Annotated in this window: 25 protein-coding genes; 10 read left to right on the top strand and 15 right to left on the bottom strand. The window is 37.7% G+C overall.

Features of this window, described 5'->3' with window-relative positions; genetic code table 11:
* The first annotated feature begins 3 nt into the window (after positions 1 to 3).
* From OQ267_RS17335 to OQ267_RS17315, 5 genes are all read left to right on the top strand, one after another.
* Complete coding sequence (locus tag OQ267_RS17335) at positions 4 to 1,032, top strand: sialidase family protein (RefSeq protein WP_265837144.1); 1,029 nt, start codon at positions 4 to 6, stop codon at positions 1,030 to 1,032.
* A gap of 107 nt (positions 1,033 to 1,139) precedes the next feature.
* Positions 1,140 to 3,272 carry a ribonuclease R gene (gene rnr / locus OQ267_RS17330; RefSeq protein WP_265837143.1) on the top strand — a complete coding sequence of 711 codons (2,133 nt, stop codon included), beginning with the start codon at positions 1,140 to 1,142 and terminating at the stop codon, positions 3,270 to 3,272.
* Positions 3,273 to 3,452: 180 nt separating this feature from the next.
* Entirely contained in the window at positions 3,453 to 4,418 is a 966-nt protein-coding gene (locus OQ267_RS17325; RefSeq protein ID WP_088300469.1) for a polyprenyl synthetase family protein, read from the top strand.
* A gap of 27 nt (positions 4,419 to 4,445) precedes the next feature.
* Positions 4,446 to 5,273 carry a hypothetical protein gene (locus tag OQ267_RS17320; RefSeq protein WP_265837142.1) on the top strand — a complete coding sequence of 276 codons (828 nt, stop codon included), beginning with the start codon at positions 4,446 to 4,448 and terminating at the stop codon, positions 5,271 to 5,273.
* A gap of 2 nt (positions 5,274 to 5,275) precedes the next feature.
* Entirely contained in the window at positions 5,276 to 5,974 is a 699-nt protein-coding gene (locus tag OQ267_RS17315; RefSeq protein ID WP_265837140.1) for a hypothetical protein, read from the top strand.
* Positions 5,975 to 6,061: 87 nt separating this feature from the next.
* On the opposite strand, the gene OQ267_RS17310 is transcribed toward OQ267_RS17315, so the two are convergent.
* From OQ267_RS17310 to rplU, 3 genes are all read right to left on the bottom strand, one after another.
* Positions 6,062 to 6,904, bottom strand: coding sequence for a hypothetical protein (locus OQ267_RS17310; protein ID WP_265837138.1), 843 nt, complete (start codon positions 6,902 to 6,904; stop codon positions 6,062 to 6,064).
* A 138-nt stretch (positions 6,905 to 7,042) separates the two neighbouring features.
* On the bottom strand, positions 7,043 to 7,453 hold the full coding sequence (gene rpmA / locus OQ267_RS17305) for a 50S ribosomal protein L27 (RefSeq protein WP_088300474.1): 411 nt from the start codon (positions 7,451 to 7,453) through the stop codon (positions 7,043 to 7,045).
* A gap of 51 nt (positions 7,454 to 7,504) precedes the next feature.
* Positions 7,505 to 7,816: a 50S ribosomal protein L21 gene (gene rplU / locus OQ267_RS17300; RefSeq protein ID WP_088300475.1), complete on the bottom strand. Its 312-nt coding sequence runs from the start codon at positions 7,814 to 7,816 to the stop codon at positions 7,505 to 7,507.
* 391 nt (positions 7,817 to 8,207) lie between these two features.
* Between rplU and OQ267_RS17295 the strand changes: the two genes are divergently transcribed.
* Together OQ267_RS17295 and OQ267_RS17290 are read left to right on the top strand one after the other, a co-directional pair.
* Positions 8,208 to 9,164, top strand: coding sequence for a GLPGLI family protein (locus OQ267_RS17295; RefSeq protein WP_265837136.1), 957 nt, complete (start codon positions 8,208 to 8,210; stop codon positions 9,162 to 9,164).
* A complete protein-coding gene (locus tag OQ267_RS17290) occupies positions 9,161 to 11,824 on the top strand; it encodes a TonB-dependent receptor (protein ID WP_265837134.1) in 2,664 nt (887 codons plus the stop codon). Before OQ267_RS17295 ends, OQ267_RS17290 begins: the two co-directional genes overlap by 4 nt.
* A 48-nt stretch (positions 11,825 to 11,872) precedes the next feature.
* Here the strand turns inward: OQ267_RS17290 and OQ267_RS17285 are convergent, their stop codons facing one another.
* The 4 genes from OQ267_RS17285 to OQ267_RS17270 form a co-directional block, all read right to left on the bottom strand.
* The gene (locus OQ267_RS17285) at positions 11,873 to 13,318 is read right to left on the bottom strand and encodes a M56 family metallopeptidase (protein WP_265837132.1); all 1,446 of its coding nucleotides are present in this window, start codon (positions 13,316 to 13,318) and stop codon (positions 11,873 to 11,875) included.
* Positions 13,319 to 13,380: 62 nt separating this feature from the next.
* Positions 13,381 to 13,743 carry a BlaI/MecI/CopY family transcriptional regulator gene (locus OQ267_RS17280; RefSeq protein ID WP_265817654.1) on the bottom strand — a complete coding sequence of 121 codons (363 nt, stop codon included), beginning with the start codon at positions 13,741 to 13,743 and terminating at the stop codon, positions 13,381 to 13,383.
* 110 nt (positions 13,744 to 13,853) lie between these two features.
* The gene (locus tag OQ267_RS17275; RefSeq protein WP_088300480.1) at positions 13,854 to 14,354 is read right to left on the bottom strand and encodes a hypothetical protein; all 501 of its coding nucleotides are present in this window, start codon (positions 14,352 to 14,354) and stop codon (positions 13,854 to 13,856) included.
* A 210-nt stretch (positions 14,355 to 14,564) separates the two neighbouring features.
* A complete protein-coding gene (locus OQ267_RS17270; protein WP_265817653.1) occupies positions 14,565 to 15,941 on the bottom strand; it encodes a dicarboxylate/amino acid:cation symporter in 1,377 nt (458 codons plus the stop codon).
* A 157-nt stretch (positions 15,942 to 16,098) separates the two neighbouring features.
* Here OQ267_RS17270 and OQ267_RS17265 point away from each other — a divergent pair, with 157 nt between their 5' ends.
* The 3 genes from OQ267_RS17265 to OQ267_RS17255 are packed head-to-tail and all read left to right on the top strand — an operon-like array spanning position 16,099 to position 17,783.
* Positions 16,099 to 16,596 carry an RNA polymerase sigma factor gene (locus tag OQ267_RS17265; protein WP_088300482.1) on the top strand — a complete coding sequence of 166 codons (498 nt, stop codon included), beginning with the start codon at positions 16,099 to 16,101 and terminating at the stop codon, positions 16,594 to 16,596.
* Positions 16,583 to 17,179 (top strand): hypothetical protein, encoded by a 597-nt coding sequence (locus OQ267_RS17260; RefSeq protein ID WP_265837130.1) that lies wholly within the window; start codon positions 16,583 to 16,585, stop codon positions 17,177 to 17,179. Before OQ267_RS17265 ends, OQ267_RS17260 begins: the two co-directional genes overlap by 14 nt.
* Before the next feature lie 34 nt (positions 17,180 to 17,213).
* Positions 17,214 to 17,783, top strand: a complete 570-nt coding sequence (locus tag OQ267_RS17255; RefSeq protein ID WP_265837128.1) for a DUF922 domain-containing protein — start codon at positions 17,214 to 17,216, stop codon at positions 17,781 to 17,783.
* Here the strand turns inward: OQ267_RS17255 and OQ267_RS17250 are convergent.
* The 8 genes from OQ267_RS17250 to OQ267_RS17215 all read right to left on the bottom strand — a co-directional run bounded on the left by OQ267_RS17250 (position 17,763) and on the right by OQ267_RS17215 (position 25,675).
* Entirely contained in the window at positions 17,763 to 18,146 is a 384-nt protein-coding gene (locus OQ267_RS17250) for a diacylglycerol kinase family protein (RefSeq protein ID WP_265837126.1), read from the bottom strand. The two genes, OQ267_RS17255 and OQ267_RS17250, sit on opposite strands and share 21 nt — an antisense overlap.
* A 128-nt stretch (positions 18,147 to 18,274) precedes the next feature.
* The gene (locus OQ267_RS17245) at positions 18,275 to 18,874 is read right to left on the bottom strand and encodes a hypothetical protein (RefSeq protein ID WP_265837125.1); all 600 of its coding nucleotides are present in this window, start codon (positions 18,872 to 18,874) and stop codon (positions 18,275 to 18,277) included.
* A gap of 63 nt (positions 18,875 to 18,937) precedes the next feature.
* On the bottom strand, positions 18,938 to 20,848 hold the full coding sequence (locus OQ267_RS17240; RefSeq protein WP_265837123.1) for a family 20 glycosylhydrolase: 1,911 nt from the start codon (positions 20,846 to 20,848) through the stop codon (positions 18,938 to 18,940).
* 139 nt (positions 20,849 to 20,987) lie between these two features.
* Positions 20,988 to 21,944: a thioredoxin-disulfide reductase gene (trxB, locus tag OQ267_RS17235; RefSeq protein WP_088300488.1), complete on the bottom strand. Its 957-nt coding sequence runs from the start codon at positions 21,942 to 21,944 to the stop codon at positions 20,988 to 20,990.
* A gap of 157 nt (positions 21,945 to 22,101) precedes the next feature.
* Positions 22,102 to 22,491, bottom strand: a complete 390-nt coding sequence (locus OQ267_RS17230) for a DUF3060 domain-containing protein (protein ID WP_265837121.1) — start codon at positions 22,489 to 22,491, stop codon at positions 22,102 to 22,104.
* Between the two features lie 55 nt (positions 22,492 to 22,546).
* Complete coding sequence (locus tag OQ267_RS17225) at positions 22,547 to 24,175, bottom strand: acyl-CoA carboxylase subunit beta (RefSeq protein ID WP_265837119.1); 1,629 nt, start codon at positions 24,173 to 24,175, stop codon at positions 22,547 to 22,549.
* A gap of 376 nt (positions 24,176 to 24,551) precedes the next feature.
* Positions 24,552 to 25,016, bottom strand: a complete 465-nt coding sequence (locus tag OQ267_RS17220; RefSeq protein ID WP_088300491.1) for a MaoC family dehydratase — start codon at positions 25,014 to 25,016, stop codon at positions 24,552 to 24,554.
* A 65-nt stretch (positions 25,017 to 25,081) separates the two neighbouring features.
* Complete coding sequence (locus OQ267_RS17215) at positions 25,082 to 25,675, bottom strand: TIGR00730 family Rossman fold protein (protein ID WP_265837117.1); 594 nt, start codon at positions 25,673 to 25,675, stop codon at positions 25,082 to 25,084.
* Positions 25,676 to 25,737 lie beyond the last annotated feature (62 nt).

Below are 25,737 nucleotides of genomic sequence, written 5' to 3'. Positions count from 1 at the left end.
TACATGCTACGTCATATTCTTATTATGTTGTGCATTGCTACGACTGTAACTAAAGCACAAAGCGTCAAAATCATTCAATCTACCTATCTTTTCGGAAATGCACCATTTGCTGCCTGCCATGCCTCTACCCTTGTAGATTTGGGTAAAGGAAACGTAATGGCCGCATGGTTTGGCGGAAAACATGAAGGCAGTAAAGATGTTGTGATCTGGTCAGCACTTAAAACCCGCAATAAATGGACTGCGCCTATTGAAATCGCAAACGGAATACTGCAGGATACCATGAGGTTTGCCTGTTGGAATCCGGTACTTTTCAAATCAAATAATGGAATGTTAACTTTGCACTACAAGGTTGGGCCAAACCCAAGGGAATGGTGGGCAATGTACAAAACTTCTAAAGACAATGGAAAAACATGGTCTGCTGCCATGAGGTTACCTGACGGATTTCTGGGGCCGATTAAAAACAAACCCATACAACTGAATAATGGCACAATTCTTTACCCCTCCAGCACGGAGAGTTTAGATGAGAAATCATGGAAGGTTCACCTTGAAAAAACAGATGCGAAAAATAACAACTGGAGAAGGATTGAAATAGATTGTGATACTTTTGGTGTTATCCAACCATCCATACTTACTTATGCGGATGGCCGCATGCAACTCCTTTGCCGAAGCAGGCAAAATGTAATTGCAGACAGCTGGTCAGCCGATCAGGGTGAAACATGGTCTAAAATTAAAGCCACTCAACTCCCCAATCCCAATTCCGGCAGCGATGCTGTCACTTTAAAAGATGGTCGGCAGCTACTCATTTATAACCCTTTAAGGGCAGGAAAAAACTGGTGGGAAGGCCGATCGGTATTAAAACTCGCCATATCAAAAGATGGTAAAACCTGGAAGGACATTTATACATTGGAAAACCATGAAACTGGGGAATATAGCTATCCGGCAATCATTCAGGATCAGCAAGGGAATGTACATTTAAGCTACACAGCGTTACGTACAAAAATTAAATATGTCATGCTAAAGATAGCAGACTAATCATTTAAATCCAGTAAGACGGAGGCAGTAAGAATTGCTTTTTTTGACGTTCAAAAATGGCCGCTTCAGCATCTTTTCTGTATCTTCGGTAAATTCAGTTTTAAACTATGGCAAAGAAAAAATCGGCAAATATAAAATTCGTTCTGAATCAATTGGTTAGTGATGTGTTCGAAAAAAACAACAATCAACTGCTAAATTATAAACAGGTTTCAGCCAAATTAAATCTTAGTGATCAGGAATCGAGAGAAACGATTTTAGAAATTCTGAAAGAAGGAAAAGGCACCGGTGTTTTTCTGGAACCTGAAAAGGGAAAATTTAAACTTAAAGAGCTACAAAATTTCATCATCGGTACGGTGGACATGACTGCTGATGGTTCGGCCTACATTATTCCGGAAGATGAGTTTGAAAAAGATATTTTTGTGGCACCAAAGAAGCTCAAAAATGCTTTGCATGGTGATACCGTAAAGGCTTATGTTTTCGCCAAAAAAAGCGGACGTAAAAATGAAGGCGAGGTGGTTGAAATCATCAAAAGAGCAAAATCTGATTTCACCGGCGTAATCAAAATCTCCGATCGCTTTGCCTTCGTCATTGCTGATGATAAGAAAATGATGCACGATATTTTTGTGCCGCTGGCGGATACCCTTGAAGCTAAAAATGGCCAGCGGGTTTTAGTAACCCTTTCCGACTGGCCGGAAAGTGCAAAAAATCCAATCGGTATGGTAAAACATGTACTGGGCAATCAGGGCGAAAACAATACCGAAATGAACGCCATCCTGGCACAATATGGTTTTCCGCTGGAGTTTCCACCGCAGGTAGAAAAAGAAGCCAATGCCATTCCGGAAGAAATTCCGGCAGCTGAAATAGCTAAACGTAAAGATTTTAGAAATATACTCACCTTCACCATTGATCCGGCAGATGCCAAAGATTTTGATGACGCCATTTCTTATCAGAAACTGCCCAATGGCAACCATGAGATTGGCGTACACATTGCTGATGTTTCACATTATGTAATCCAGGGAACTGATTTAGATAAAGAGGCTTATAGTCGTGCTACTTCTGTTTATCTGGTAGATCGGGTGATTCCGATGTTACCTGAACGGTTGAGCAATGGCGTGTGTTCCCTTCGTCCGCATGAAGATAAATTGTGTTTTGCTGCGGTATTTGAATTAGATGAGCAGGCCAATATCCAGAACGAATGGTATGGCCGCACCGTAATTCATTCCGACAGAAGATTCAGCTATGAAGAAGCGCAGGAAGTGATAGAAAACAAAGCTGGCGATCATGCAGAAGAAATCCTTAAACTTAATGAGCTGGCATATATCTTACGCGACCGAAAATTTAAAAACGGTGCCATCAGTTTTGAAAGTACAGAAGTTAAATTTAAACTGGACGAATCTGGAAAACCTATTGGTGTTTATGTGAAGGAACGTAAGGACGCACATAAACTCATTGAAGATTACATGCTTTTAGCCAATCGGAAAGTGGCCGAATATGTAGCCAAGAAACAAAAGGGAGAAAAAAAACTCACTTATGTTTATCGCGTACACGATTCCCCTAATATGGAAACCCTGAATACCTTCGCCACTTTTGCTTCCCGTTTCGGATATAAAATCAATACAAAATCAGACAAGGAAATTGCAAAATCACTTAACCACCTCATGGCGGATGTAGAAGGCAAAAAAGAACAGAATATCCTGACTTCCCTGGCTATCCGTTCAATGGCCAAAGCCATTTACTCCACAAAAAAAACCAGTCACTACGGATTGGCTTTCGAATACTATACCCATTTTACCTCACCTATCCGCCGATACCCTGATGTGATGGCACACAGACTTTTACAAACCTATCTGGATGGTGGTAAATCAGCAGATGCAGAATTTTATGAAGTAGCCTGCGTACATTCATCTGCAATGGAAAAAAGAGCCGCTGATGCGGAAAGAGCTTCTATCAAGTATAAACAAGCTGAATACCTTGAGGAAAATATTGGTACAGAATACAAAGGCATTATTTCTGGAGTGACCGAATGGGGCATGTATGTTGAAATTGAAGAGAACAAATGTGAAGGGATGATCCGTCTGCGTGATATTTCTGATGATTTTTATGTGCTTGACGAGAAAAATTATTGCATTGTAGGCCAGCGTAAAAAGAAAAAATACCAGCTTGGTGATGAAGTGATGATCCGTGTAAAAAAAGTCGACCTGGCTAAACGTCAGATTGACTTTACGCTTATTGCAGACTAACTGTCTGATGAATAGAAAATACTTTATATCTTCTATCATCGCGCATTATTGTATGAAATGATTGACGTAAAAACAACATAAAATATGATTAATAATGTTGATTTTTGAAATAGAATCCAACCATAAACAACGAGAAGAAGAGGTTATAGATTTGAAAGAAACCTCAATAATAAACAGTGCATGCATACAACAGAGCAATTACAACAAATTTTAGATACAGCAATACAAAATTTAAGGTTTCCGGATCAGCCCAGACAGCTTTACGATCCCATCACCTATATCATTAATCTTGGCGGGAAACGTATACGCCCATTATTGGTCTTAATGGCTACCGAACTATTTGGTAAGGATGCACATGATGCTATCCATGCCGCCATGGCTATTGAAGTTTTTCATAATTTTACACTTGTTCATGATGACATTATGGATAATGCACCCCTACGCAGGGGAAAAGCAACCGTACATGAAAAATGGAGCACCAATACAGCCATTCTCAGCGGTGACGTAATGATGGTTGAGGCGAATAAAAACCTGGCGAAGGTTAATCCTATCTTCTTGAAAGACGTTCTGGATACTTTCAATGCGACAGCTCAGGGCGTTTGCGAAGGGCAGCAACTGGATATGGAATTTGAAAATCGTGATGATGTCAGTATTGAGGATTACATCAATATGATCCGATTGAAAACGGCTGTTTTATTGGGTGGTGCATTAAAATTAGGTGCCATTATCGCTGGTGCATCAGAAAAAGATGCTGATCTCATTTATCAGTTTGGTGAAAATATCGGGATTGCATTTCAGCTGCAGGATGATATTTTAGATGTTTACGCCGATCCAGAAAAATTTGGCAAACAGGTAGGTGGCGATATCATTGCCAATAAAAAGACATTTTTATTGTTGAAAGCCTTATCTAAAACTGATTCTTTCGTACTTCAAAACTGGATCAACAGAAAAGACTTCGAGAATCAGGAGAAAATTCAGGCCGTAACCGAGATCTATAATGAGTTGGGTATACCGGATGAAGCTGAAAAGGAAATGAAAAAATATGCCGCAATTGCGTTTAAAAACCTGAATGAGATTAGCGCATCTCCTATATATAAACAAGATTTACATCAACTGGCAGAACAAATTTTAAAACGAAATAATTAACTTCAGCATTCATCTAAATTAACCCTCATGTACGCCAACTTATCAAACCCGGGAAAATCCTTCCAGGTGAAACGATTTTTAAAAATAATAGCTTTTTTATCTTCGGCCTTTCTCTTTGCAACGGGATGTCAGGATACCAAAAGCAGGATGACTGATTTCGTAACGGCTTACAATAAAGAGGCCGCATACGTCAGCAGTCAGTTTGTAAGGAGCACATCCGCTAAGGCAGATTACCGGCAACGGATTATCCAGATCAGGGTGGTCACCACTTATAACCTGAATGATACTGAAAATGAATTCATTAAACAGGTAATGCCAGGCATGATGATGGACTTATTAAAGTCGCAACCCTTAGCTAAAAAACTGATAGAAGCTGGCATCAAATTCGAAATCACCTATTTTACACAATCGTTATCTGAAATTTCTGTTGTTACGATAGATAAAAAGAAACTGGAGGAACTGGACAAAGTTAAATCAAACTCATTTAATGAACCTGGATTTAACAATCCTGGCAAAAATGAACCAGCAAGCCAGCTGGATATGATGCTCGTCACATTAAACAAAAGTCTGCCTTTTACAGATAAATCTTCAGGGATGATAATTTTCAAAGTCGACCAGAACAGCACGGGTGATCTGGTTTACCATGTACATACCCCAAAAGCACTTGAAGCACCGGTTAAAACAAAGGCCGGAATAGAATTAATGAGAAGTGAAATGCTAAGATACGGTAACCTTCAAAAAATCATGCATGAGTTCAGCAGGTTTAATATATCAGCCATTAAATATGTATACTACGATCTGAAGGGAAAAAAACTGAATGAAGTGCGTTTAACAGCTGCCGATATTCAACAGTAGAAATGGAAGACGAAGAATATAAGGAAAGACCAGTTTGGCGAACGATTTTAGCCATCGCTTTCGGCCTGTTTGCCATTGTCCGTTTTGGCATTTTATGCCATAAAATGAATTCGAGGCCTGCTAATGATGGTGTAAAAATTAATTTTAATGAATCTGATTTTCAGGCTATGCCTCCTCAGTCATCAACCATTTCTAAAAAAGCTTTTAATAAACAGCTTTATCAAGACTATCAATTACTCAACCAGCTTAGTCCATCGCAGCTAAAGGCATCCTATATAACTAAACTCGCAAAGGATTCATTGGTGGGCCTGAATGTAAATACCTGGTTAAAAATAAGCAAGGGTTCCCTTTTCCAAAACACGCATGATGATTCATTAAAATTTGCTTTTAAAACACCTAAAAATTTAAATGTGTTTGTACATGATTTTGAAAGTACGTTCGCTGTAAACGCTACATTTAAAAAATTAAAATCAGGGAATAAAATAAAAAAATACAGAGATTTTCTTAAACTTAGCAAAAATACAAAACTGGTTTCCTACAGCATTATCCAGGCTGGCGTTCAATTCAAGGGAGTGGCTTATGCCTTTAATGAAGGTGATTATTACATGTTTATTGAGTTTGAAAGCAGCATCCTGCCACAGATGGAACTGGAGCATCAGGCACTAAGCTATATTTCCAAACACATTAAAGGACAAAAGTAAAAGGGAAATAATTATCATGATTAATCAGCAGGAAAACAATTCTGTACTTCATTTCTCCCATTTTTATCCTACTTTAATTTTTGCCCCTCAGGCTTTTGCAAGTTTATATTTGATCCAGAAATCTGAAGATTTCATACCGGCCGTATTTTCTCCAGCCCCTTCAGGAAGATGTTGCCGTCCGGCACCCCGGTTACCGCCCATTCCGCCGCCACTCATACCAACGTGATTCCCACCCATCCTGCTTCTACCTCCTTTTCCACCAGGCATGCCCTCACTCATTGATCGGTTGCCATCTTTTCTGAAAGCTGACGGACCAGGTTGATTAATTTTAATATTATACACAAGTGGTTTTTTAAAATCAAGATTTACCTGCAATTGAGCGAGAGGAATACTTAATTCATAAATCAGATCTTTGTTGGGATGAATATGCATACCCGTTGTAATCCCGTAAGTATTGATGGCTGGCAAATTCCCATCTGTAATATTTTTAAACCCGGAAACCTTAATGCTTTTAGTCATGGCATTTGGATCATGCATTTCAGAGCTTTCACCTGGCCGGGGCCGGTCTTTTACTTCAGCTGTTGCTGGTATCGGCGATTGTTCAATTAAAGGAAATAACAGTTTTACACCGTCCTTCTTTTTACCCTGGGTATTGATATTCAGCGTAATTCCGCCACGCAGAACACTAAACGTAGTTTGGGGATCTAACGATTCAATAATGATATACAGATGCTGATCATCATTGGCCAATGCAAAAGCCAGTTTGGTCGCATCGTTGTACTGGTTAAGGGGCTCATTCCATTCGTTTGAGATGCCATCAGCTTTAAAGGGTTTATCCATCCGGATATTTTCTTCCACTTCCTGGGCACTCAAAGAATAACTGCAGGAGATGATAGCGAAAAGGGACAAGGCAATCAACTTAAAATTCATCTTGACATATTTACAGGCGAATTTATACGGTTGATTGGTTAAAATATGTTATTTAACAGAATTTAACGATGTTAAAAAAACAGCTTAACGCAAAAAGTCCCGGTTTTCACCAGGACTTTCTATGTTATTTTTTATTGATTATTCTGCAACTGCAGCTTCTTCAGCAGCTTCGTCTTGTTTAGCTGCCTTTTTAGCAGGTGCTTTTTTTACTGGTGCCTCAGCAACAACTTCTTTTGCTTCTGCTTCTTTTTTAACAGCTGGTTTTTTAGCTAATGCTTCTTCAATTTCAGCATCAGAGATCGGAAGTACAGATACATAAGATTTGTTATCCTGTTTCTTTCTAAAAACTACTGTACCATCAATCAAAGCAAATAATGTATGGTCTTTTCCTAAGCCAACATTTTTATCTGGATGGTGTTTTGTACCACGTTGACGTACTAAAATGTTTCCAGCGATAGCTAACTGACCTCCGAAAATTTTAATACCTAAACGCTTACTATGCGATTCACGTCCGTTTTTCGAACTACCGGCTCCTTTTTTGTGTGCCATGATTTTATATTTTGTAACTCGCTAAAAGCGAATTATTGGGTTAACAATTAATTATAACGTGATGTCAGAGATCTGAATCTTAGTGAAAAACTGGCGGTGACCATTTTTCTTTTTGTAACCTTTTCTACGTTTCTTGTGGAAAATGATTACTTTATCACCTTTTAAATGAGATACGATCTTAGCTGAAACTATAGCACCTTTAACTGCAGGAGCACCTACAGTGATTGCACCACCATTATCAACCAACAATACATTATCAAATTCAATACTAGCGCCTTCATCTCCTTGCAATCTGTGTACAAAAAGGTGCTGGTCTTTAGCAACTTTAAATTGCTGCCCTGCTATATTTACTATTGCGTACATTGTTTAAATATTAGTTTTTTAATTTTTATTTAACGAGGTGCAAATATAGAACAAATTCAATTAACACACAAACACATATCAAAAATATTTTTATAAAATCCGCAGGAATCAAATTTTAAAGGATTAGGTTTCTACATATTAATTCAGTTCAAGATATAATCTCCTAAAACATTTTGAAATAATTCAGGCACTACAGAGACACTTCTGCCCTACTGTGTGCCAGACCTTCATTACACGCCTAAATTTTCATTCAGCTATATTTCTTTTTAAAAGCATTCAAGAAAAGCAGAACGACAAACCAATTGGTTAAAAAATGTTAAAACATTTCTTTATTACGAATAATTCGTAGATTTACGAAAATTAAATAGTTAACCTGATTAATAAAACTTTTATGAAAAAAATTTTAATGACTTCAATCGCCTTATTGGCTGCTATTTCTTCGTATGCGCAAAACCCTGATAAAGCGCTGGCCAGAGTAAGATATACCTTTACACATGTTTGGGATACTACTCAGCGGGATAAGCCCCATATAGAAAATATGTTGCTCATTACCGGAAAAAATGCATCCGTTTACACCAGCTATGACAAACTGAACCAGGCAATCAATACACAGAAGCAGATTCAGGAGCAGATGAAAAACCAGACCGGCAATAATAACGTCAGATTCAACATTAAGAGTGAAACGAAAGTGCCGCTTACCCAGGTCGATTATTTCTTCTTTGCCAATGAACATAAAATGATAACCAAAGAAAAATTATTCAACAATTACCTGGTGGAGGAACCTGCATCACAAATCGATTGGAAAATTTTAAAAGATACCATGAGCTTTTCAGGTATTTCCTGCCAAAAAGCAACGGCTAACTTTAAAGGCAGAAACTGGGTGGCATGGTTCGCAACCGAATTGCCTTTTCAAAGTGGTCCATGGAAGTTAAATGGTTTACCGGGATTGATTATAGAAGCGTACGACACAAAGAAAGAAGTAAAGTTTGAATTTGCAGGATTGGAAAATGTAAAGGATGAACAAAAAAATGCTGAAGAAGATGCCAAAATAACGATGGGAAATGGTGCTGTTGGCACAGTCAAAATCATGGGTATCGAAACAAGCACTGCTTATTTGGGTCCGGAAATAAAACTGCCTGCAGATGCCATTAAAACCACCCGCAAAGAACTTGATAAATTAAGAGCTGCCCGAGATAAAGATCCACAAGGCTTTCTGCAAGCACAAATGGCTGCAAATGGCATGCAAGGCTCTTTTAAAATGAATAACAATACTCCTCGCCCAGGCGGAACTTCAACAACAGTAAAGGCAACAGAAAATAATCCCATTGAAATTCTCCAGAAAAAATGAGCAGGTTCCTTTTATTCGCATTAGTTTTCTTTACCGGCTTATGTGCCTCATTTGCTCAAAAATCAATTAAGGGAACGGTAAAAGATGATCATGGTAAAGGTGTGGAATCCGTGAATGTAAGCCTGAAAGATCCTGAAGGCAATATCATCGGCTATACGCGGACCAATAAAAATGGTGATTTTACCATTGCCATAAATAACGATCAGCTTATTGGTTATCAAGTTGAGGCATCAAGTATTGGCTATAAAAAACAAACTGTTTCGATTGCAGATGTAAGCAAAAGTCAGGATTTGATGCTTCAGCCAAGTGAAACCAGTCTGGAAACCGTAACGGTCAAAAATAGGCCATCATTAACGGCAAAAGGCGACACCCTTAACTACAGCACTGCTGATTTTGCCGACAAGCAAGACCGCAGTATTGGCGATGTACTTAAAAAAATGCCTGGAATTGAAGTTGCCGAAGATGGAAAAATCAGTTACAATGGAAAATCGATTTCAAATTTATATGTTGATGGCGATAACTTATTGGATGATAAATACAACATCGGAACGAAAAGCATTCCGCAAGGCGCAGTAGATAAAGTGCAGGTTATTCAGAATGATCAGCCGATAAAGATGATGCGGAAGAATAACATGAGCGATGATGTTGCCTTGAATTTAGTTATTAAAGACGATGCTAAACTTAAAGTTATGGGTGATGCAACTGTTGGTGCCGGCATGCCCGATCGCTTTGATGAAAATCTTTCAGCCATGCTCTTCAACAAAAAACTGAAATTTATTAATAATGTGAAGGCAAATAATATTGGCAACGATCCTGGTATTGATTTAACATCGCATAACTTATCAGATTACCTCCAAAAGATAGGTAACAATAAACCTAATGGATTACTATCCATAGGTGCAGCAGGCGTTCCATCTTTACCACAAAGCCGGTATTTATTTAACCAAGCAGGTTTAATTAACCTGAATAATCTGTACAAGTTCAACAAAGATTTACAACTCAGGGCCAATATTTCTTACTTATACGATCAACGCAAACAGCAGTATAATAAATTTTCGCAAACCTATTTATCAGATCAAACCATCAGTTATACTGAATATCAGAATAATAAAATCAACCCCCAAAAGTTGAGAACCCAGTTTAACCTGAATGGTAATGCCGAAGCATATTACCTGAATAATAATTTTATTTTAGATTATATTCCATTTAAAACTGAATCGGCTTTTTCTATCAACAATATTGCTGCAAACCAAATGCTAAGGCAGCAAACGCTGGATATTTCTAATGAATTCAATTACCGTAAGAAACTTAAATCGCAAAACATAATCAACTTATATTCTTATTTAAACAGAACAACGCAGCCTGAAACACTAAATATTAATCCGGGTTTAAATGCTGATATCTTAAATAATGGAAATCCGTATTCGGGTTTAATACAGTATATCAGGCTACCAACCTGGTATACAAATAATTATGCATCATTTGCTTTTGTTAAGGGAGGTTTTGTGCAAACTTACAAAACGGGCTTCAACATTCAGCTTCAGGAACTTAATTCTGCGCTTTACCGCACACAAAATAACCAAACCCAAGAAATTGTATCTGATAGTACCGTAAATAACCTCAACTGGCTTAAAACCAGGATTTATGCAGATGCCACCTATGAGTACTCCAGCGAAAAATGGAAAGCGGGCTTAAGTCTTCCTTTAAGTTATAATTATGTTGCTTATCATGATCCGTCAAATCATTTAAATAAAAACCTGAATAAAGTATTTCTGAATCCATCAGTCAATGTAAAATACCAAACCGGAACTGAAAACTATGTTGTGGCGAATTACACTTTTAAGAATGATTTGGGTGGAATTGATGATGTTTATCGTGGAACAGTCTTAAAAAACTATCGATCTCTTTTTTCAAATAATGCGCCAATTTCAGAATCAGAAACACATAATGTCGGTGCTGGCTTTAACTTTAGAAAAGCCATGCAGATGTTTTTCTTTAACATTTTTGCGAACTATAATGACATGGAACTGAATACCATATCATCTTATCGTTTAAGCAATAACATTCAAGAGCGAATAGTGCTGCCATTACAAAATCATTTTAAAACCCTGTCTTTTAATGTAAATGCCAGTAAATATCTTTTTGCATGGAAGAGTACTGTTAATGCAGGCCTGAACATTTCTCAAAGTAAATATAATCAGTTACAAAATGGCGACTTGCTTCCTTTTAATACCTTAAGCATTTCTTATAACACAGGAATTGAGGCAAAGCTGAACAATTTCATCAATTGGTCTTACAAGGCAACTTATTCCGTCACGAATAATAAAGCTAAAATTGCAGATGCCATTCAAACTAATTTTCAGCAATTGAGGCAGCAATCGGCTTTGGCGATAACCACGGTTAAAAATGTATATCTCAATATATTGGCAGAACATTTATTTACACATCAATCTACCCAGCCTAACTTAAAATATCTTTTTGCAGATCTGAATGTAAAGTATAGGATTTTAAAGATGAAAACCGATTTGGAATTTGGCATAACCAACCTGACCAACATTAAAAGGTTTGATGCGGTTTATCTTTCTTCCAATTCACTTACCACCGGAACTTATGAAATTCCAGGAAGGGTGGCCATGTTGAAGGCAACCTTTAACTTTTAATCATAAGGTCTCATCAGAATTACTCTTGAGACCTTATGCATTTTACAGTTACTGTTTGGTGGTAAACTGAAATGAAGTTATACCGTTTTTACTCACTTTAATATCCGAAATTTTACCAGGATCAATCTTATCTATTTCTTCCTTAGATAATTGATTACCATTAAGCACAAAGTTATACCGGGCATTTGCAACGTGACGTTTTCCAGCCAATTCCTTCATAATTCCATTTTTTACATCCGGCTTCTGATTAGTTGTTCTTACGATAACAATCTGTTTTATGGTACCTTTTTTCGGTTCTTCAGATGAAGATAAATCTGTATTCTGAAAAGATGTTACCACCACATTATTCAGATTTGAATCGAACTTTAAGCTATCTTTTAAAATGAAATGACGCATGGTCTCTTTTTCATCAACATTACCATTCATTTTAAAACTTAATATTTTAACTTTCCCAGCAAGCTTATTTAATCCGTCTGCAATGGATTGGCGGGTGGTATCTTCAGTTTCTAAATTGGATTTAAAGACAAATGTAAAGTGTTTTATAGCATCTGTAGATAACTTTATGCCTGTTTTAGCTTTCCTGTTTACAGTGATTTTTTTCATTAATGGTTTGTCAATTACAGGCTGCGACTTGATTTGTGGCAAAACATCTTTAACGATCTCTTTAACTGGCATCAAACCTGATTGAACATCTTTTTTATTGATCGTGAAAGCGAGTGTTACCATCAGCAAAACCGGCAACACAAACATATATCTGGTTAAGTTTATTTTTGATGAGCGTTTGGCATTCATCATCTTTATTCTTTTTTTAAGATCTGATAAGTTGAAGTTGTTTACAATCGAAACCGAGGCTTGCAAAGCACCAACATCCAGCAGACTATACTGATAGGCTTTTTTATCGATTCCCTTGTTCAGTATTTTCGCATCTGTCATAAACTCAATATTTTCCCTTACCGCTTTTTTCATCAACCAAACGCCAGGATTAAACCAGTAAAAAACCACGCATATTTCAGCCAGAATAATGTCAAGCGTATGCCATTCTTCAATATGTATCTTTTCGTGCTCGAGAATATTGCTTAAGTCCTGTGGTTTGTGCAGGCCTGGATTGATATAAATCGTTTGCCAGAAACTAAAGGGACTTACCTGATCATCCAAAAGCCGAACTTTGATATTTTTCAATTGACCGGGTTTCGATTTCTGGTGCATGCTGTTTAGCGAAACAAACTGTAAGATTAACCTGAATGCCATCAAAATTACACCCAAATAAAACAGAATGGTTAAAACTTGCCAGCACATAGAGATATCATCTTGCTGAACGATCTGCCTTACCCCCTGATTGAGTTGTGGCACAAAAGTTGGCAATGCCTGGTTATTGGCAAAAAGTTCAGTGAGGTTTATAAAAGGATATGTGGAGGAAAATATAATCCCGAAAATTAAAAATAACCGGTTGATGACATAAAACGTTAATCGGCGTAAAACAAGGTAATACGCCATTGCAAAAAGTATAAGAACGATGTTGATCTTAAATAAAATGAGAAAGAAATGAGGCATGGCATTTACTTATCAGGGTTTTCAATCAGGTTGATAATCTCTTTTAATTCTGCTGCACTGATCTTTTTATCCTTCGCAAAAAAGGCTACCAATTCTTTATAGGAGCTTTGAAAATAGTTATTCACAAAACCACTCATAAAGCGTTTTTTGTATTCTACCTCCTTCACCTTGGCACTGTATCGGTTTGCATTGGCAAAACGCTCGCTCACTAAATAACCTTTGCGCTCCAGGTTTTTGATAGTGGATGCCAAAGTTGTGTATGGTGGTTTTGGCTCTGGCATGGCATCCATAAAATCCTTTATAAACCCACTGCCGATCTGCCAAACGGCAAGCATCGCTTCTTCTTCCTGTAATGTTAACTTTTCCATTTATTACGAATATATCGTAAATATACGAAATCATCCTAAAAAAAAGAGACTTAACAAAGGTCAAATAATTAGCCTTTTATTAAGTCTCTTAACATTATTATTTTATCTATCTACTTACCTGATCTTCTTTCTGCCTGTACCAATGTTTCCTGAATAATCTTTCTCATCTGAACAGCTGCATCCAGCAATTTCGGATTGCCATCAAAATCGCCATAAATGGTTACATGTTTTGATTTCTCTTTATAATTAAAGGTAATATCATATCGTGGAACCAATTTAGATTTATCGCTTTTCTTACCAATTGTATCCGGAAAATTCCATAAGCCTATTTCATTTGCTTTTCTGTGCATGTATAATATATCATCGCTTTTTAAAAAAAACTTTTTAGTGATCACAGAATCCTTGGTATTTACATAATGGTATACGCCTGTTTTTGAATCATAACTATTTTCCAACGTATCTTTCAAACCATAGCTAAACTGCATCGACACAAAATCATCCTTCCTGAAAGGTGCATTCTGAATAATGGGTTTATAATAGATGTAACAATAGATGATCATCGGCACGATGATGGTAATGGCTAAGAATATTTTTTTTCCTCTGGTTGACACAATTTGAATTATTGAATGAATGAATTATTGAATGAATGAATTATTGAATGAATGAATTATTGAATTATAAATGGACAGATGGAGTAAATAAACAGTTGGTTTTAAAACGCTGCAAAGTTTGCATTTTTCCTGAAAAATCTTCTCATCCCAAAATCATTTAATGGCCTAATAAGCTATAGAAATACAGACGCTTGACTCACGACTCCAGACTCAGGACTCCTTCAACTCCCCTTCCCATTTACTTACTACTGCAGTTGCAATGGAGTTACCCACCACATTAGTGGCAGAACGACCCATATCCAGCAAAGGATCAATCCCGATTAACAAGGCCAAACCAGCCTCCGGAATATTAAAACTGGCAATGGTACCTGCGATAACGACCAGCGATGCACGAGGTACACCCGCGATTCCTTTACTGGTGAGCATCAGAATAAGTAACATGGAAATTTGTTGTTCGAAACCCAGGTGAATCCCATAAGCCTGTGCAATAAATAATGAAGCAAATGTCATATACATCATCGAGCCATCCAGGTTGAAGGAGTAGCCCAGGGGAAGTACAAAACTTACAATTTTATCCTTACAGCCGAAACGTTCCAAAAGCATCATCGTTTTCGGATAAGCCGCTTCACTGCTTGCCGTACTGAAAGCCAGAATTGCAGGCTCCTTCATGTCGTTCACTAAACGGAACACCGGCTTTTTTAAGATTAAGAATCCTATAAAGATCAAGAAAGCCCATAAAATGGCTAAACCGAGGTAAAATTCACCAATAAATATGGCATAAGTATTTAACACGTTTAAGCCCTGCTTGGCTACAATAGCCGTCATGGCACCGAAAACCGCTAATGGTGCAAAGTTCATCACATAGCCCGTCATTTTCAGGATCACGTGTGCAATGGCATCAAAAGCTTTAATCACCACCTGACCTAAATCACCAATAGCAGCAGTAGCTACCCCAAAGAATAAGGAGAATACCACGATTTGTAAAATCTCATTGGTGGCCATGGATTCGGCAATACTTTTAGGAAACACATGCGCAATGAAATCCTTTACACTCATAGAAGCCTTCTGGATTCCAGTGTTTACCAATTGATCCGGCAGGGTTAACTGCATGTGTTTTCCGGGCTCAAATAAGTTCACCAAAATTAAACCAAGCACGAGCGACATTAAAGACATTGCCATAAACCAACCTAATGTTTTCCCGCCAATACGGCCCACAGCCTTTATATCGCCAACTTTTGCAACCCCTACTACCAATGTGGTAAATACGAGTGGTGCTACAATCATTTTAATCAACCGGAGAAAAATATCACTTAACAGCGTGAAATACTCCAGTTTCTTTTCCCTGATATCCTCATTCTCTCTTTTGATACCTGCATTCAATTTTCTTTCGGCCTTGAGCTGACGATAAACAGCAGATGTAGTATCAGTAGTTTTCGCAATACTGACTTCAATGTTTTTAACTTTCGCATCAGCATTCAATATATTCTGATTGTAAACATCAATTGAATTAACGTTCAAAATGTAGCCTAAGGCAATACCGGCAATCAGCGCAATGAAAATAAAAAGCGTGAGTTTGTTTTTCTTCATGAATAAAAAAGTTTGTAGCCCTGTTAATTTGGTAAAACTACGATAATTACGTGGTGTAACAAATTTGATTTTCTACTGCAATCCTAAATACTTTAATTTTATCTTCGCTGTAACATTAATATCTAAATTATATCTAAATACCGTTACACGCCCTTAAATGGAACAAAAAGACAAATTATTTAAAGAAATCTTTGATGCCAATTCCAAAAAGATATTCCATTTATGTTATGGTTATACCGGTGATACCGATGCCGCAAATGATCTGTTGCAGGAAACATTCTTAAAAGTATGGCAGAATTTAGATAAGTTCAGAAACAAGTCTTTAATCTCAACCTGGATTTACAGAATTGCGGTAAATACCTGCCTGACCTACTTAAGATCAGAAAAAAGACAGGCTAAGGATGAGTTAACGGAAAATATTATTGAAAATAAAATCGAAGAGTTTTCTGAAAAAAATGAGCAGGTTGCCCTTTTATATAAATGTATTTCTAAACTCGAAGAAAACGATCGTCTCATCATCACCATGGTACTTGACGAGCTACCCTATCATGAAATTGCCGATATATCAGGCATTAGCGAAGGCAATTTAAGGGTTAAAATTCATCGTATTAAACAAAAATTAACAGAACTATACAACCAATATGCAAGCGTTTGATCAAATACAGGAGTTGTGGCAAAAGCACAAGGTAGAAGTTAAGTTTTCTGCTGATGAAATGCTGCAACAGGCTAAAAAGGAGGTAAATGGTTTGAAGTTCAAATCTGCGCTCAATATTATAGGTATGGCAGTTTCATGTATTGCCATTGCAGCTTTATGGTTATTCTTCCACTTTGATTCCTGGACAACCCATTTAGGAATCAGTATCACTATTATTACCATCGGAGTTTATACACTAATTCTGTACAGGGATTACAGGCTGATTGCTAAAGCAGATTTTACGGCTCATCCGCAGGAATATCTGAATAATTTAAAAACTTACCAGTTAAACCGTTTTAAACTTTATAATTCATTATATTGGTTCTACACGATAGCACTTTCTACAGGTATTATCTTCTATTTTATTGAGATACTGAGTTACCTGAATATGATTCAAAAAGTAGGTGCAATTGGCTTCACTTTTATATGGATTTTGTTTTGCTCAACCATTCTGCGTAAGGCAGTGATGGAGCGGGAAAAAGAAAGAATATCCTTATTGATTGAAAAATTTGAACGGATTAGCCAGCAGATATCTACACCATAAAATTTAGGCACGGTTTTTTCATAATAAAAGCAGAATGAAAAAACTGATTATACCTATTCTTTTTTTGCTTGTGCTCCCCTTTAACTTTGGGTTTAAAACAGATTTTACTGAACCTGTTCAGATTAATTGGGAAACGCATTTCAAGGGCCAAGCCGATATGAATTCTCCTTTTTTTGCATTAACCGCAATGACCTGGGAATACAGTTATGAATCTGTTGTTTATAGAAACCGCGTTACCATTAAGCTGAAAAACGAAGTCAGGATTGACAAAGATCGTTCTTGGGTAAAATGGGATAGAATCAGAAATCCGCAGGTCAGTGCTGATTTGCTTCACCATGAGCAGGGCCATGTAAACATTCAATATATTTTACTTTCTGAAGCTGAAAGGGTTTTAAAGAACAGAACTTATTCTGTTAATAATTACAAGGCACAAATTTCACAATTGGCAAATGAAGTAAGTACTTACTTCGACACTATGCAGCGCAATTACGATGATGAAACCGAGCATGGTAGCAACCACAAAATGCAGGCCCGCTGGGATCAGATTATTCAAGATAAAATGGAAGAATCAAGAGCGGCCACTTTAGCCGATGCAGGCAAATAATTTTGGTAAAAAAATAATCAATCCGACCGCAACGGCCACAAAAGCTGCAACCAATACGCCTGCAGCAGCCAAATCTTTTACAGTTTTAATTTTAGGATGATATTCGGAAGAAATGACATCTGCCAGTTTTTCTATTGCTGAATTAATGATTTCAGCAATGATAACCATAGCGATAACCAGCAGAACAGCAATCCATTCATAAGCAGATAGCTTTAAACAGAAAGATAATGCAATGGCCAAAATGGCTGCAAATAAATGAATCCTGCCATTGTGCTCGTTTATAAAGAATAATTTCAATCCATTGAACGCATATTTAAAACTTTTAGCTCGATCAATAATGGAGAATTTCTGATTTTCGTTCATTTCATATTCATTGATTAGCTCGGGGAAAGTCCAGGAATAATTTTTATTGTATTTTCAATTACCTTATTCCATCACCTATCAGTGCAGGATGGCTCTTTCAGCCAATAAAGTTATCATATTTTCTGGTACTATTTTATCACTTCACTCGCAGAGAAGCTATTGCCACTCAATTTATACTGATAGGTTTTCTTTGCAATTTTCGTTGAATCCGCTGCATCTTTAACAGGAAATGACCTGAATAGATCTCCATTCTTTATGAAAAACTTATCATTCCCGGAATATCCCTTTTTCTGGTTTGAAGTCAGCGATGGGAAACTGATTTTATTAAAACCACCACCAGCATACTCAAACACATTTAAATCCAGCATATTCTTTTTCCGCTGCAGTTGCACATAAATCTCCGGGCTGCCATCATTATCAAGATCCATATTCCAGGCATCGTTTAAAATGCCATTTCTTTCAACCGATTGAGATTTGTAATTATTTCGAACTGAATCCGACATTAGAATCTGGTAGCCACCAACTGAATCTACGCCTTTACCCCAACTTAATACTTCGAAATTCAAACCTGGCTTTACTTCAATGTCTTTATAGTATCTGAAAGGACTTTTTTCCACTTTTACAGGCTCAATTTTAGCAGTAACGGACTGTTCATCCGTACAGGCAAAACAAAACAGCATCCCTGCAGTGAGCAAGAGATGCTGTAACGTATATCGATATGGTTTCATTTTATCAGGTTATATTTAACCCTTCCAAAATAATAAATTTAGCATTTTATTACAAGCTATATTTTATTTCTTCGCTTCTGTCTTTATTTCAGGCGCGCCATTATTTAAAAGTGTTTCCATGGTGACACTTCTTTTTCCACTTGGTGCAATCACGATGGTTTTCAATACTCTTTTCTCTCCTTTTGGTACCACTACTTTAAATGGAGCACTATATAAAAATGCATTTTCTGATGGCCGCGATGAATCCAAAGAGTAATAAATTTTACCACCCTGAACAGGCACTTTCAGATCGATCATAAAATCGTCGCCATTTAAGGCTTTTTCACGCTGACCAATTGGTGTAGGCACCCAGAAGTTAACACCCATTTTATCCAGACGGGCCAGGTGAACGGGCAAACGGTCTTCAGAGAAGTTTTTTAAATCTTTACGCTCAACCGGGCTCCATGCAATTTCAGCAAGCGCCATCAAACGAGGGAAAGCGTGATTTTCTATTTTATTAGTGGTTTTGATGTATTCGGTCCACATATTTGCCTGAACACCTTTTATGTATTTTTTTTGATCAGCAGTCAGCACTTTTGGAACAGGATCATAAGCGTAAATTTTTTGGTAAGGTGCCAAACCACCGATGGTTACAGGTTCATCAGGCGATTCGGATTGCTGATGATCGATATATAATCCCATAGAACCCGGCGTCATAATTACATCGTGGTTTTGTTGTGCAGCTGCAATTCCACCAGCTTCACCCCTCCAGCTCATTACCGTTGCATTTGGCGCGAGGCCACCTTCCAGAATTTCATCCCATCCAATAATGGATCGGCCTTTTTCATTCACATGTTTCTCAATAGTCTGAATGAAATAACTCTGCAGTTCATGCTCATCCTTTAAGCCCTTCTCTTTCATTAAGGCCTGGCAAAATGGAGATTCTTTCCAATAGGTTTTGGGTGCTTCATCGCCGCCGATGTGAATGTATTTAGATGGAAAAATGGCAATTACTTCGTCCAGAACGTCATTCAGCATTTTAAATGTATTTTCTGATGGCACAAAAATATCGTCAAAAACGCCCCAGGTTTGCTGTACCTGTTTGCCTTTTCTTGATCCGGCCCAGGCAGTTTTATCACTTACAAAAGTATCACGGTCTGGAAAACAGCTTAAAGCAGGGTAAGCGGCAATTGCTGCTGATGCATGTCCGGGCAATTCAATTTCAGGAATAATGGTGATATAACGTTCAGCTGCATACTTCACAAGTTCCTTTGCTTCATCCTGCGTATAAAAACCTTTTACTTCTGTAAGATAATTTCCCGTTCCGGGATAACGACCAATAATAGATCCATTTCTTACTGAACCCACGGATGTTAATTTTGGATATTTTTTAATCTCTATCCTCCAGCCCTGGTCATCCGTTAAATGCCAGTGGAAAGTATTGATTTTATAATAAGCAAGCTGATCAATATATTTTTTGATGAAAGAAATCGGAAAGAAATGACGACAAACGTCAAGCATCGTTCCACGATAGCTAAAACGTGGATAATCATTAATGGTAACTGCCGGAATCGTAATTTTATCACCGGTTTTTTCAGGCATCATTTGCATCACAGATTGAACAGCATAAAATAAACCTGCACCTCTGCCTGTGATAACAATCTGATTAGAATTAACTTTAATGGTGTATCCTTCATTGGGTAACTGATCTGCTCCAACAGAAGTTAACAGAATACTTTTTTGATTGGGCTGAATAATTTTACTTTCTCTTAAAGCAAAACCTGCTTTGTTAACAATAAAGGCATTTAATAAATCATTCATCCTGGTGCCATCAATGCTCTGGTTGACCAATACTGTTGTTTTGTCCAGGATGAAATTTCCATTGGTCCTGGTAATGGACACCGGTGCCGGAATGATGCCCAGATTTGGATCACTTTGTGCAAATACACTTATGCTCATTAATACACCAATAAAAACGTGTAATGCTTTCTTCATATTCAGGTTTAATTTTAAGGTTTATATTAAATTTATCTAATATAGAAATTACCTAAAGAATCTCCATCACACTTTTTTGTTACGCAAAAAAAAAGAGAAACCTGAAAGGGCTTCTCTGCATAAATATTACTAAATAATTTTAGGCTTCAACAGGGTGTTCCTTAGCGGCCAGGTATCTTTCTGCATCCAAAGCAGCCATACAACCAGATCCTGCAGCAGTAACGGCTTGCCTGTAATACATATCCTGCACATCTCCACAAGCAAAAACCCCTTCAATATTAGTCAAAGTTGAACCTGGCTTGGTTAACAAATAACCGGTTTCATCCATATCCAGCTGACCTTGAAAAATATCAGTATTTGGTTTATGACCTATAGCTACGAAGAAACCTTCTACAGCAATTTCTGAAACTTCATTAGATTGGTTATTAACCACCTTAACTGCGGTCACATTTTTACCATTACCCAGAATTTCCTGTGTTTCGGTATTATAATGTACTATAATATTTGGTGTGGCCAATACACGGGCTACCATGGCTTTTGAGGCCCTGAATTCATCCCGGCGAACCAATAAGTGAACCGTTTTACAAAGTTTAGCCAGATAGGTGGCTTCTTCTGCAGCAGTATCACCGGCACCAACAATGGCTACGTCCTGCCCCTTAAAAAAGAAACCATCACAAACTGCGCAAGCGGATACGCCAAAGCCATTATACTGTTGTTCGCTTGGCAGGCCCAGCCATTTTGCTGTGGCACCTGTTGCGATAATAACAGTATCAGCCGTCATGGTTTTAATTTCATCAACCACTACCTTGTGCGGCGTTGAAGAAAAATCTACAGAACTGATAAAACCGAAACGGATATCTGTACCAAAACGTTCTGCTTGTTTACGGAAATCTTCCATCATTTCCGGCCCCATGATGCCTTGTGGGTATCCAGGGAAATTTTCTACATCTGTAGTTTGGGTTAACTGACCACCAGCTTGCATGCCAGTGTACATTATAGGCTTTAAATCAGCTCTGGCGGCGTATATTGCTGCTGTATATCCTGCAGGACCAGAACCAATGATTAAACACTGAACGTGCTCGTTTTCTTGTGACATTATAGTGTGTTTTTGAAATTCTTAAACTGAGGAACAAATTTAATGCTTTAAACATTTGTTAACAAATATACATTGTCAACATAGTTTACTTATTAACATTGCAATAATCAGGTAGATTAAATCAAAGACAAACCATTACACTAAACCTGTTTAATTTTTATTTTATTTTAGTGACATAACTTGCCGCTCCGGAAACTCTTGAAATGGCCTTACCATTTTTATTTGGGCTTGACGTATAGGTAACACCAGAATCAGCTCCCTGTACTTGGATTATTTTGACGCCCTGCGCTTTAACCTTTATACCTGCCCCGGTTACCTTAATGCTATTACAGTTTCCGGTAATCACCACATTAATGCTACTGCCCACGATATTGATATTTTCCTTTCCTGTAGCTTCTATATTCTTGTTAAGACTACTACCTGTAACGTTGATGGTTTCACCTGTCTCCTGTGTTCCTGTGCTTACTTTTTGGGCTTTGGTTAACAGCGGTGTGGTGAATAAAAGGGCAAAAACTAAGCCTACAATCGTTTTTTTAAAGTTTTTCATATTTAGTCATTTTAGCTTTCCCAATCAACAAAGATTATACCATTGATGCCCTAACTCAAGTTTGTATAACCCCAACACTAAATTTCCTGGTAATTGGTGATTGATTCGCTGCTTCAATCCCCATGGAAATTACTTTCCTGGTTTCCAGTGGATCGATAATTCCATCAACCCAAAGTCTGGCAGCAGCATAATAAGGTGTAGTCTGGCTATCATATTTATCTGTAATTTCTTTCAGCAGTTCAGTTTCTTTTTCTGGTGTGATTACCTCACCTTTTGCCTTTAAAGATGCCTGTTGTATCTGCAACAGCGTTTTTGCTGCCTGTGAACCTCCCATCACTGCAATTTTAGCGGTTGGCCAGGCATAGATTAGTCGTGGATCGTACGCTTTTCCACACATGGCATAATTACCAGCACCGTAAGAATTGCCAATCACAATGGTAAATTTAGGTACGACGGAATTGGCTACTGCATTCACCATTTTAGCACCATCTTTAATAATGCCACCATGTTCTGAGCGACTTCCTACCATAAATCCAGTAACATCCTGTAAAAATACCAGCGGAATCTTTTTTTGATTGCAGTTCATAATAAATCGGGTCGCTTTATCTGCACTATCAGAATAAATCACACCGCCAAATTGCATCTCTCCTTTTTTAGATTTCACTACCTTCCGTTGGTTAGCAACGATTCCGACAGCCCATCCATCGATGCGAGCTAAACCACAAACAATGCTTTTCCCGTATCCTTTTTTATATTCTTCAAATTCCGAATGATCAACCAAGCGGTTGATGATGTCCATTATTTCGTATTGCTTATCCCGGTTTTCCGGAATAATTCCATAAAGTTCTGCTTCATTTTCTTTAGGTTTTGCAGGCTGAATGCGATCGAAACCCGCATTTTGTGGTGCGCCTAACATACTCATGATGTTCCTGATGCTATCCAAACAAGCCTGGTCATTTGGATGCTTATAATCGGTAACACCGGAAATTTCGCAATGTGTGGTGGCTCCACCTAAAGTTTCATTATCAACGTCCTCTCCTATTGCTGATTTTACCAGATAGGAACCGGCTAAAAACACCGAACCTGTTTGATCAACAATCATGGCTTCATCACTCATGATGGGAAGATAGGCCCCACCTGCTACACAAGCCCCCATAATGGCCGAAATTTGTACAATTCCATCTGCAGACATCATCGCATTGTTGCGAAACATCCGTCCAAAGTGTTCTTTATCCGGAAAAATCTCATCCTGCATGGGCAAATAAACGCCAGCACTATCCACTAAATAGATTACTGGGAGTCGATTTTCCATCGCGATTTCCTGCGCCCGAAGATTTTTCTTGGCGGTTAATGGGAACCAGGCGCCAGCTTTTACGGTTGCATCATTGGCCACAATCATGCATTGTCTACCCTTCACATAACCAATTCCACAAACTACACCAGCAGATGGACAGCCACCTTGTTCTGCATACATGCCGTCGGCAGTAAAGGCACCAACTTCCAGAAATTCTGAATCTTTATCAATGAGATAGGCAATTCGTTCACGAGCCAATAACTTCCCTTTCTCTTTTTGTTTGGCAGCATTTTTTTCACCGCCACCCTGATAGATTTTTTTGAGTCTGGTTTTCAGTTCGTAAACCAACTGTTTGTTTACATCTTCGTTCTTGTTGAATTCGATATCCATGGAGGCAATTTAAATCTTATTTTGGAATTAAACATAGCGACCAAATTGGTTTCTGGTCTATACCCGATTTTAATCGCTAAGAAAGCAGAGAGGAAGGTGCAAAGAACACCAAGTTGGTGTTAACAAAGCGCATTAAATTCTTGCATCCACTTTATGTGATCTATAAATCTCAGCCTTCTTTGTGGTAAAACCTAATGTCTTAATTGCGATTAGAAATAAAAATAACCACTGATGAAACAGCGAAAAAAGCTCCAAGTAAACACAGAGATAAAGGTTAGAATCTCTGTGCTCTTCGGTAAACTCGGTGGTTAAAAATTTATACACCCTCCTTAGCGAAAAACGATCTGAATTTTAGATTTTAAATCAACTTACTATTTTATTCCGCAATAAAGTGATACAAGAAAACCACTTCACCTGTAAAAGCAGGTTTTTTCTGACCTTCAATTTCCATTTCAATCGCCATGTGTACCTTTGTTACTCCTCTTAAGTTGACAATAGAAGCCAGTTTAGCTTTAAGCCTGATTTTTGCATTTACAAGTACAGGTTGTGCAAATCTTAAACTTTCGATACCATAATTGATCTCCATTTTGAGATTCTGAATATCTACAATCTCTTTCCATAAATATGGAATAAGTGAAAGTGTCAGATAGCCATGAGCAATAGTAGAGCCGAAAGGCCCCTCATTTTTGGCTTTATCTTCATCGGTATGAATCCATTGAAAATCAAGCGTGGCGTCTGCAAACTTGTTGATCTGTTCCTGAGTGATCGTATGCCACGAAGAAACACCAAGTTCTTTACCTAAATGTTGTTCAAATTCTGCGTGAGATGTAATAATTTGCATTTTTATAAATTATTTTATTACTAAATTTTAATTGATAACATTTTAAACCTTAAAATAAAACTATCTTATATAAGGTCTTTTTCTTTAAACCAAACTTCATCCGGAACAGCCGAAAAATGATCCATTTTTTCAATTAATACGGTGGCATCCGATTCATTGAAAACCAAATCACGATTTGCAGGTTTTAAAAATTTACTTTGGACCATTATTTCCATCTGAGCAAACAGTGGATCATAAAATCCATCTACATTCAATACCCCGATAGGTTTATTGTGTAAGCCTAACTGCAGCCAGGTAAGTACTTCAAAAAATTCTTCGAGGGTACCAAAACCGCCAGGTAAAATCATAAAACCATCACTTAAGTCGGCCATTTTCTGCTTCCGCTGATGCATGTTTTCGGTCAGGATCATTTCGGTAACGCCTTTATGTCCTACTTCTTTATCCATCAGAAACTGAGGAATTACCCCTGTAACCAGCCCACCCAAATCCAATACATCATTGGCTAAAAGCCCCATCACACCTACACTTCCCCCACCATAAACGAGTCTGATTTCTTCTTTAACTAATATCTCTGCTAACTGTTTAATGGCATTACGTAACTGTGCATCACCATTAAAGTTTGAACCACAGTATACGCAAACTGCTTTAAGCTTATTCATTTGATTCTAAAAATTTACCGAAGTTAATATTTTCCGGGCGCTCTGTAAATTTTTATTCTGCA

It is taken from the genome of Pedobacter sp. MR22-3 (assembly GCF_026240075.1).
Classification (GTDB): domain Bacteria; phylum Bacteroidota; class Bacteroidia; order Sphingobacteriales; family Sphingobacteriaceae; genus Pedobacter.
This window is presented reverse-complemented; position numbering and strand designations above follow the sequence as displayed.

Coding starts and splice junctions, on each gene's coding strand:
- OQ267_RS17335 (WP_265837144.1), top strand. CDS start 4: ATGCTACGTCATATTCTTATTATGTTGTGCATTGCTACGACTGTAACT.
- rnr (WP_265837143.1), top strand. CDS start 1,140: ATGGCAAAGAAAAAATCGGCAAATATAAAATTCGTTCTGAATCAATTG.
- OQ267_RS17325 (WP_088300469.1), top strand. CDS start 3,453: ATGCATACAACAGAGCAATTACAACAAATTTTAGATACAGCAATACAA.
- OQ267_RS17320 (WP_265837142.1), top strand. CDS start 4,446: ATGTACGCCAACTTATCAAACCCGGGAAAATCCTTCCAGGTGAAACGA.
- OQ267_RS17315 (WP_265837140.1), top strand. CDS start 5,276: ATGGAAGACGAAGAATATAAGGAAAGACCAGTTTGGCGAACGATTTTA.
- OQ267_RS17310 (WP_265837138.1), bottom strand. CDS start 6,904: ATGAATTTTAAGTTGATTGCCTTGTCCCTTTTCGCTATCATCTCCTGC.
- rpmA (WP_088300474.1), bottom strand. CDS start 7,453: ATGGCACACAAAAAAGGAGCCGGTAGTTCGAAAAACGGACGTGAATCG.
- rplU (WP_088300475.1), bottom strand. CDS start 7,816: ATGTACGCAATAGTAAATATAGCAGGGCAGCAATTTAAAGTTGCTAAA.
- OQ267_RS17295 (WP_265837136.1), top strand. CDS start 8,208: ATGAAAAAAATTTTAATGACTTCAATCGCCTTATTGGCTGCTATTTCT.
- OQ267_RS17290 (WP_265837134.1), top strand. CDS start 9,161: ATGAGCAGGTTCCTTTTATTCGCATTAGTTTTCTTTACCGGCTTATGT.
- OQ267_RS17285 (WP_265837132.1), bottom strand. CDS start 13,318: ATGGCGTATTACCTTGTTTTACGCCGATTAACGTTTTATGTCATCAAC.
- OQ267_RS17280 (WP_265817654.1), bottom strand. CDS start 13,743: ATGGAAAAGTTAACATTACAGGAAGAAGAAGCGATGCTTGCCGTTTGG.
- OQ267_RS17270 (WP_265817653.1), bottom strand. CDS start 15,941: ATGAAGAAAAACAAACTCACGCTTTTTATTTTCATTGCGCTGATTGCC.
- OQ267_RS17265 (WP_088300482.1), top strand. CDS start 16,099: ATGGAACAAAAAGACAAATTATTTAAAGAAATCTTTGATGCCAATTCC.
- OQ267_RS17260 (WP_265837130.1), top strand. CDS start 16,583: ATGCAAGCGTTTGATCAAATACAGGAGTTGTGGCAAAAGCACAAGGTA.
- OQ267_RS17255 (WP_265837128.1), top strand. CDS start 17,214: ATGAAAAAACTGATTATACCTATTCTTTTTTTGCTTGTGCTCCCCTTT.
- OQ267_RS17250 (WP_265837126.1), bottom strand. CDS start 18,146: ATGAACGAAAATCAGAAATTCTCCATTATTGATCGAGCTAAAAGTTTT.
- OQ267_RS17245 (WP_265837125.1), bottom strand. CDS start 18,874: ATGAAACCATATCGATATACGTTACAGCATCTCTTGCTCACTGCAGGG.
- OQ267_RS17240 (WP_265837123.1), bottom strand. CDS start 20,848: ATGAAGAAAGCATTACACGTTTTTATTGGTGTATTAATGAGCATAAGT.
- trxB (WP_088300488.1), bottom strand. CDS start 21,944: ATGTCACAAGAAAACGAGCACGTTCAGTGTTTAATCATTGGTTCTGGT.
- OQ267_RS17230 (WP_265837121.1), bottom strand. CDS start 22,491: ATGAAAAACTTTAAAAAAACGATTGTAGGCTTAGTTTTTGCCCTTTTA.
- OQ267_RS17225 (WP_265837119.1), bottom strand. CDS start 24,175: ATGGATATCGAATTCAACAAGAACGAAGATGTAAACAAACAGTTGGTT.
- OQ267_RS17220 (WP_088300491.1), bottom strand. CDS start 25,016: ATGCAAATTATTACATCTCACGCAGAATTTGAACAACATTTAGGTAAA.
- OQ267_RS17215 (WP_265837117.1), bottom strand. CDS start 25,675: ATGAATAAGCTTAAAGCAGTTTGCGTATACTGTGGTTCAAACTTTAAT.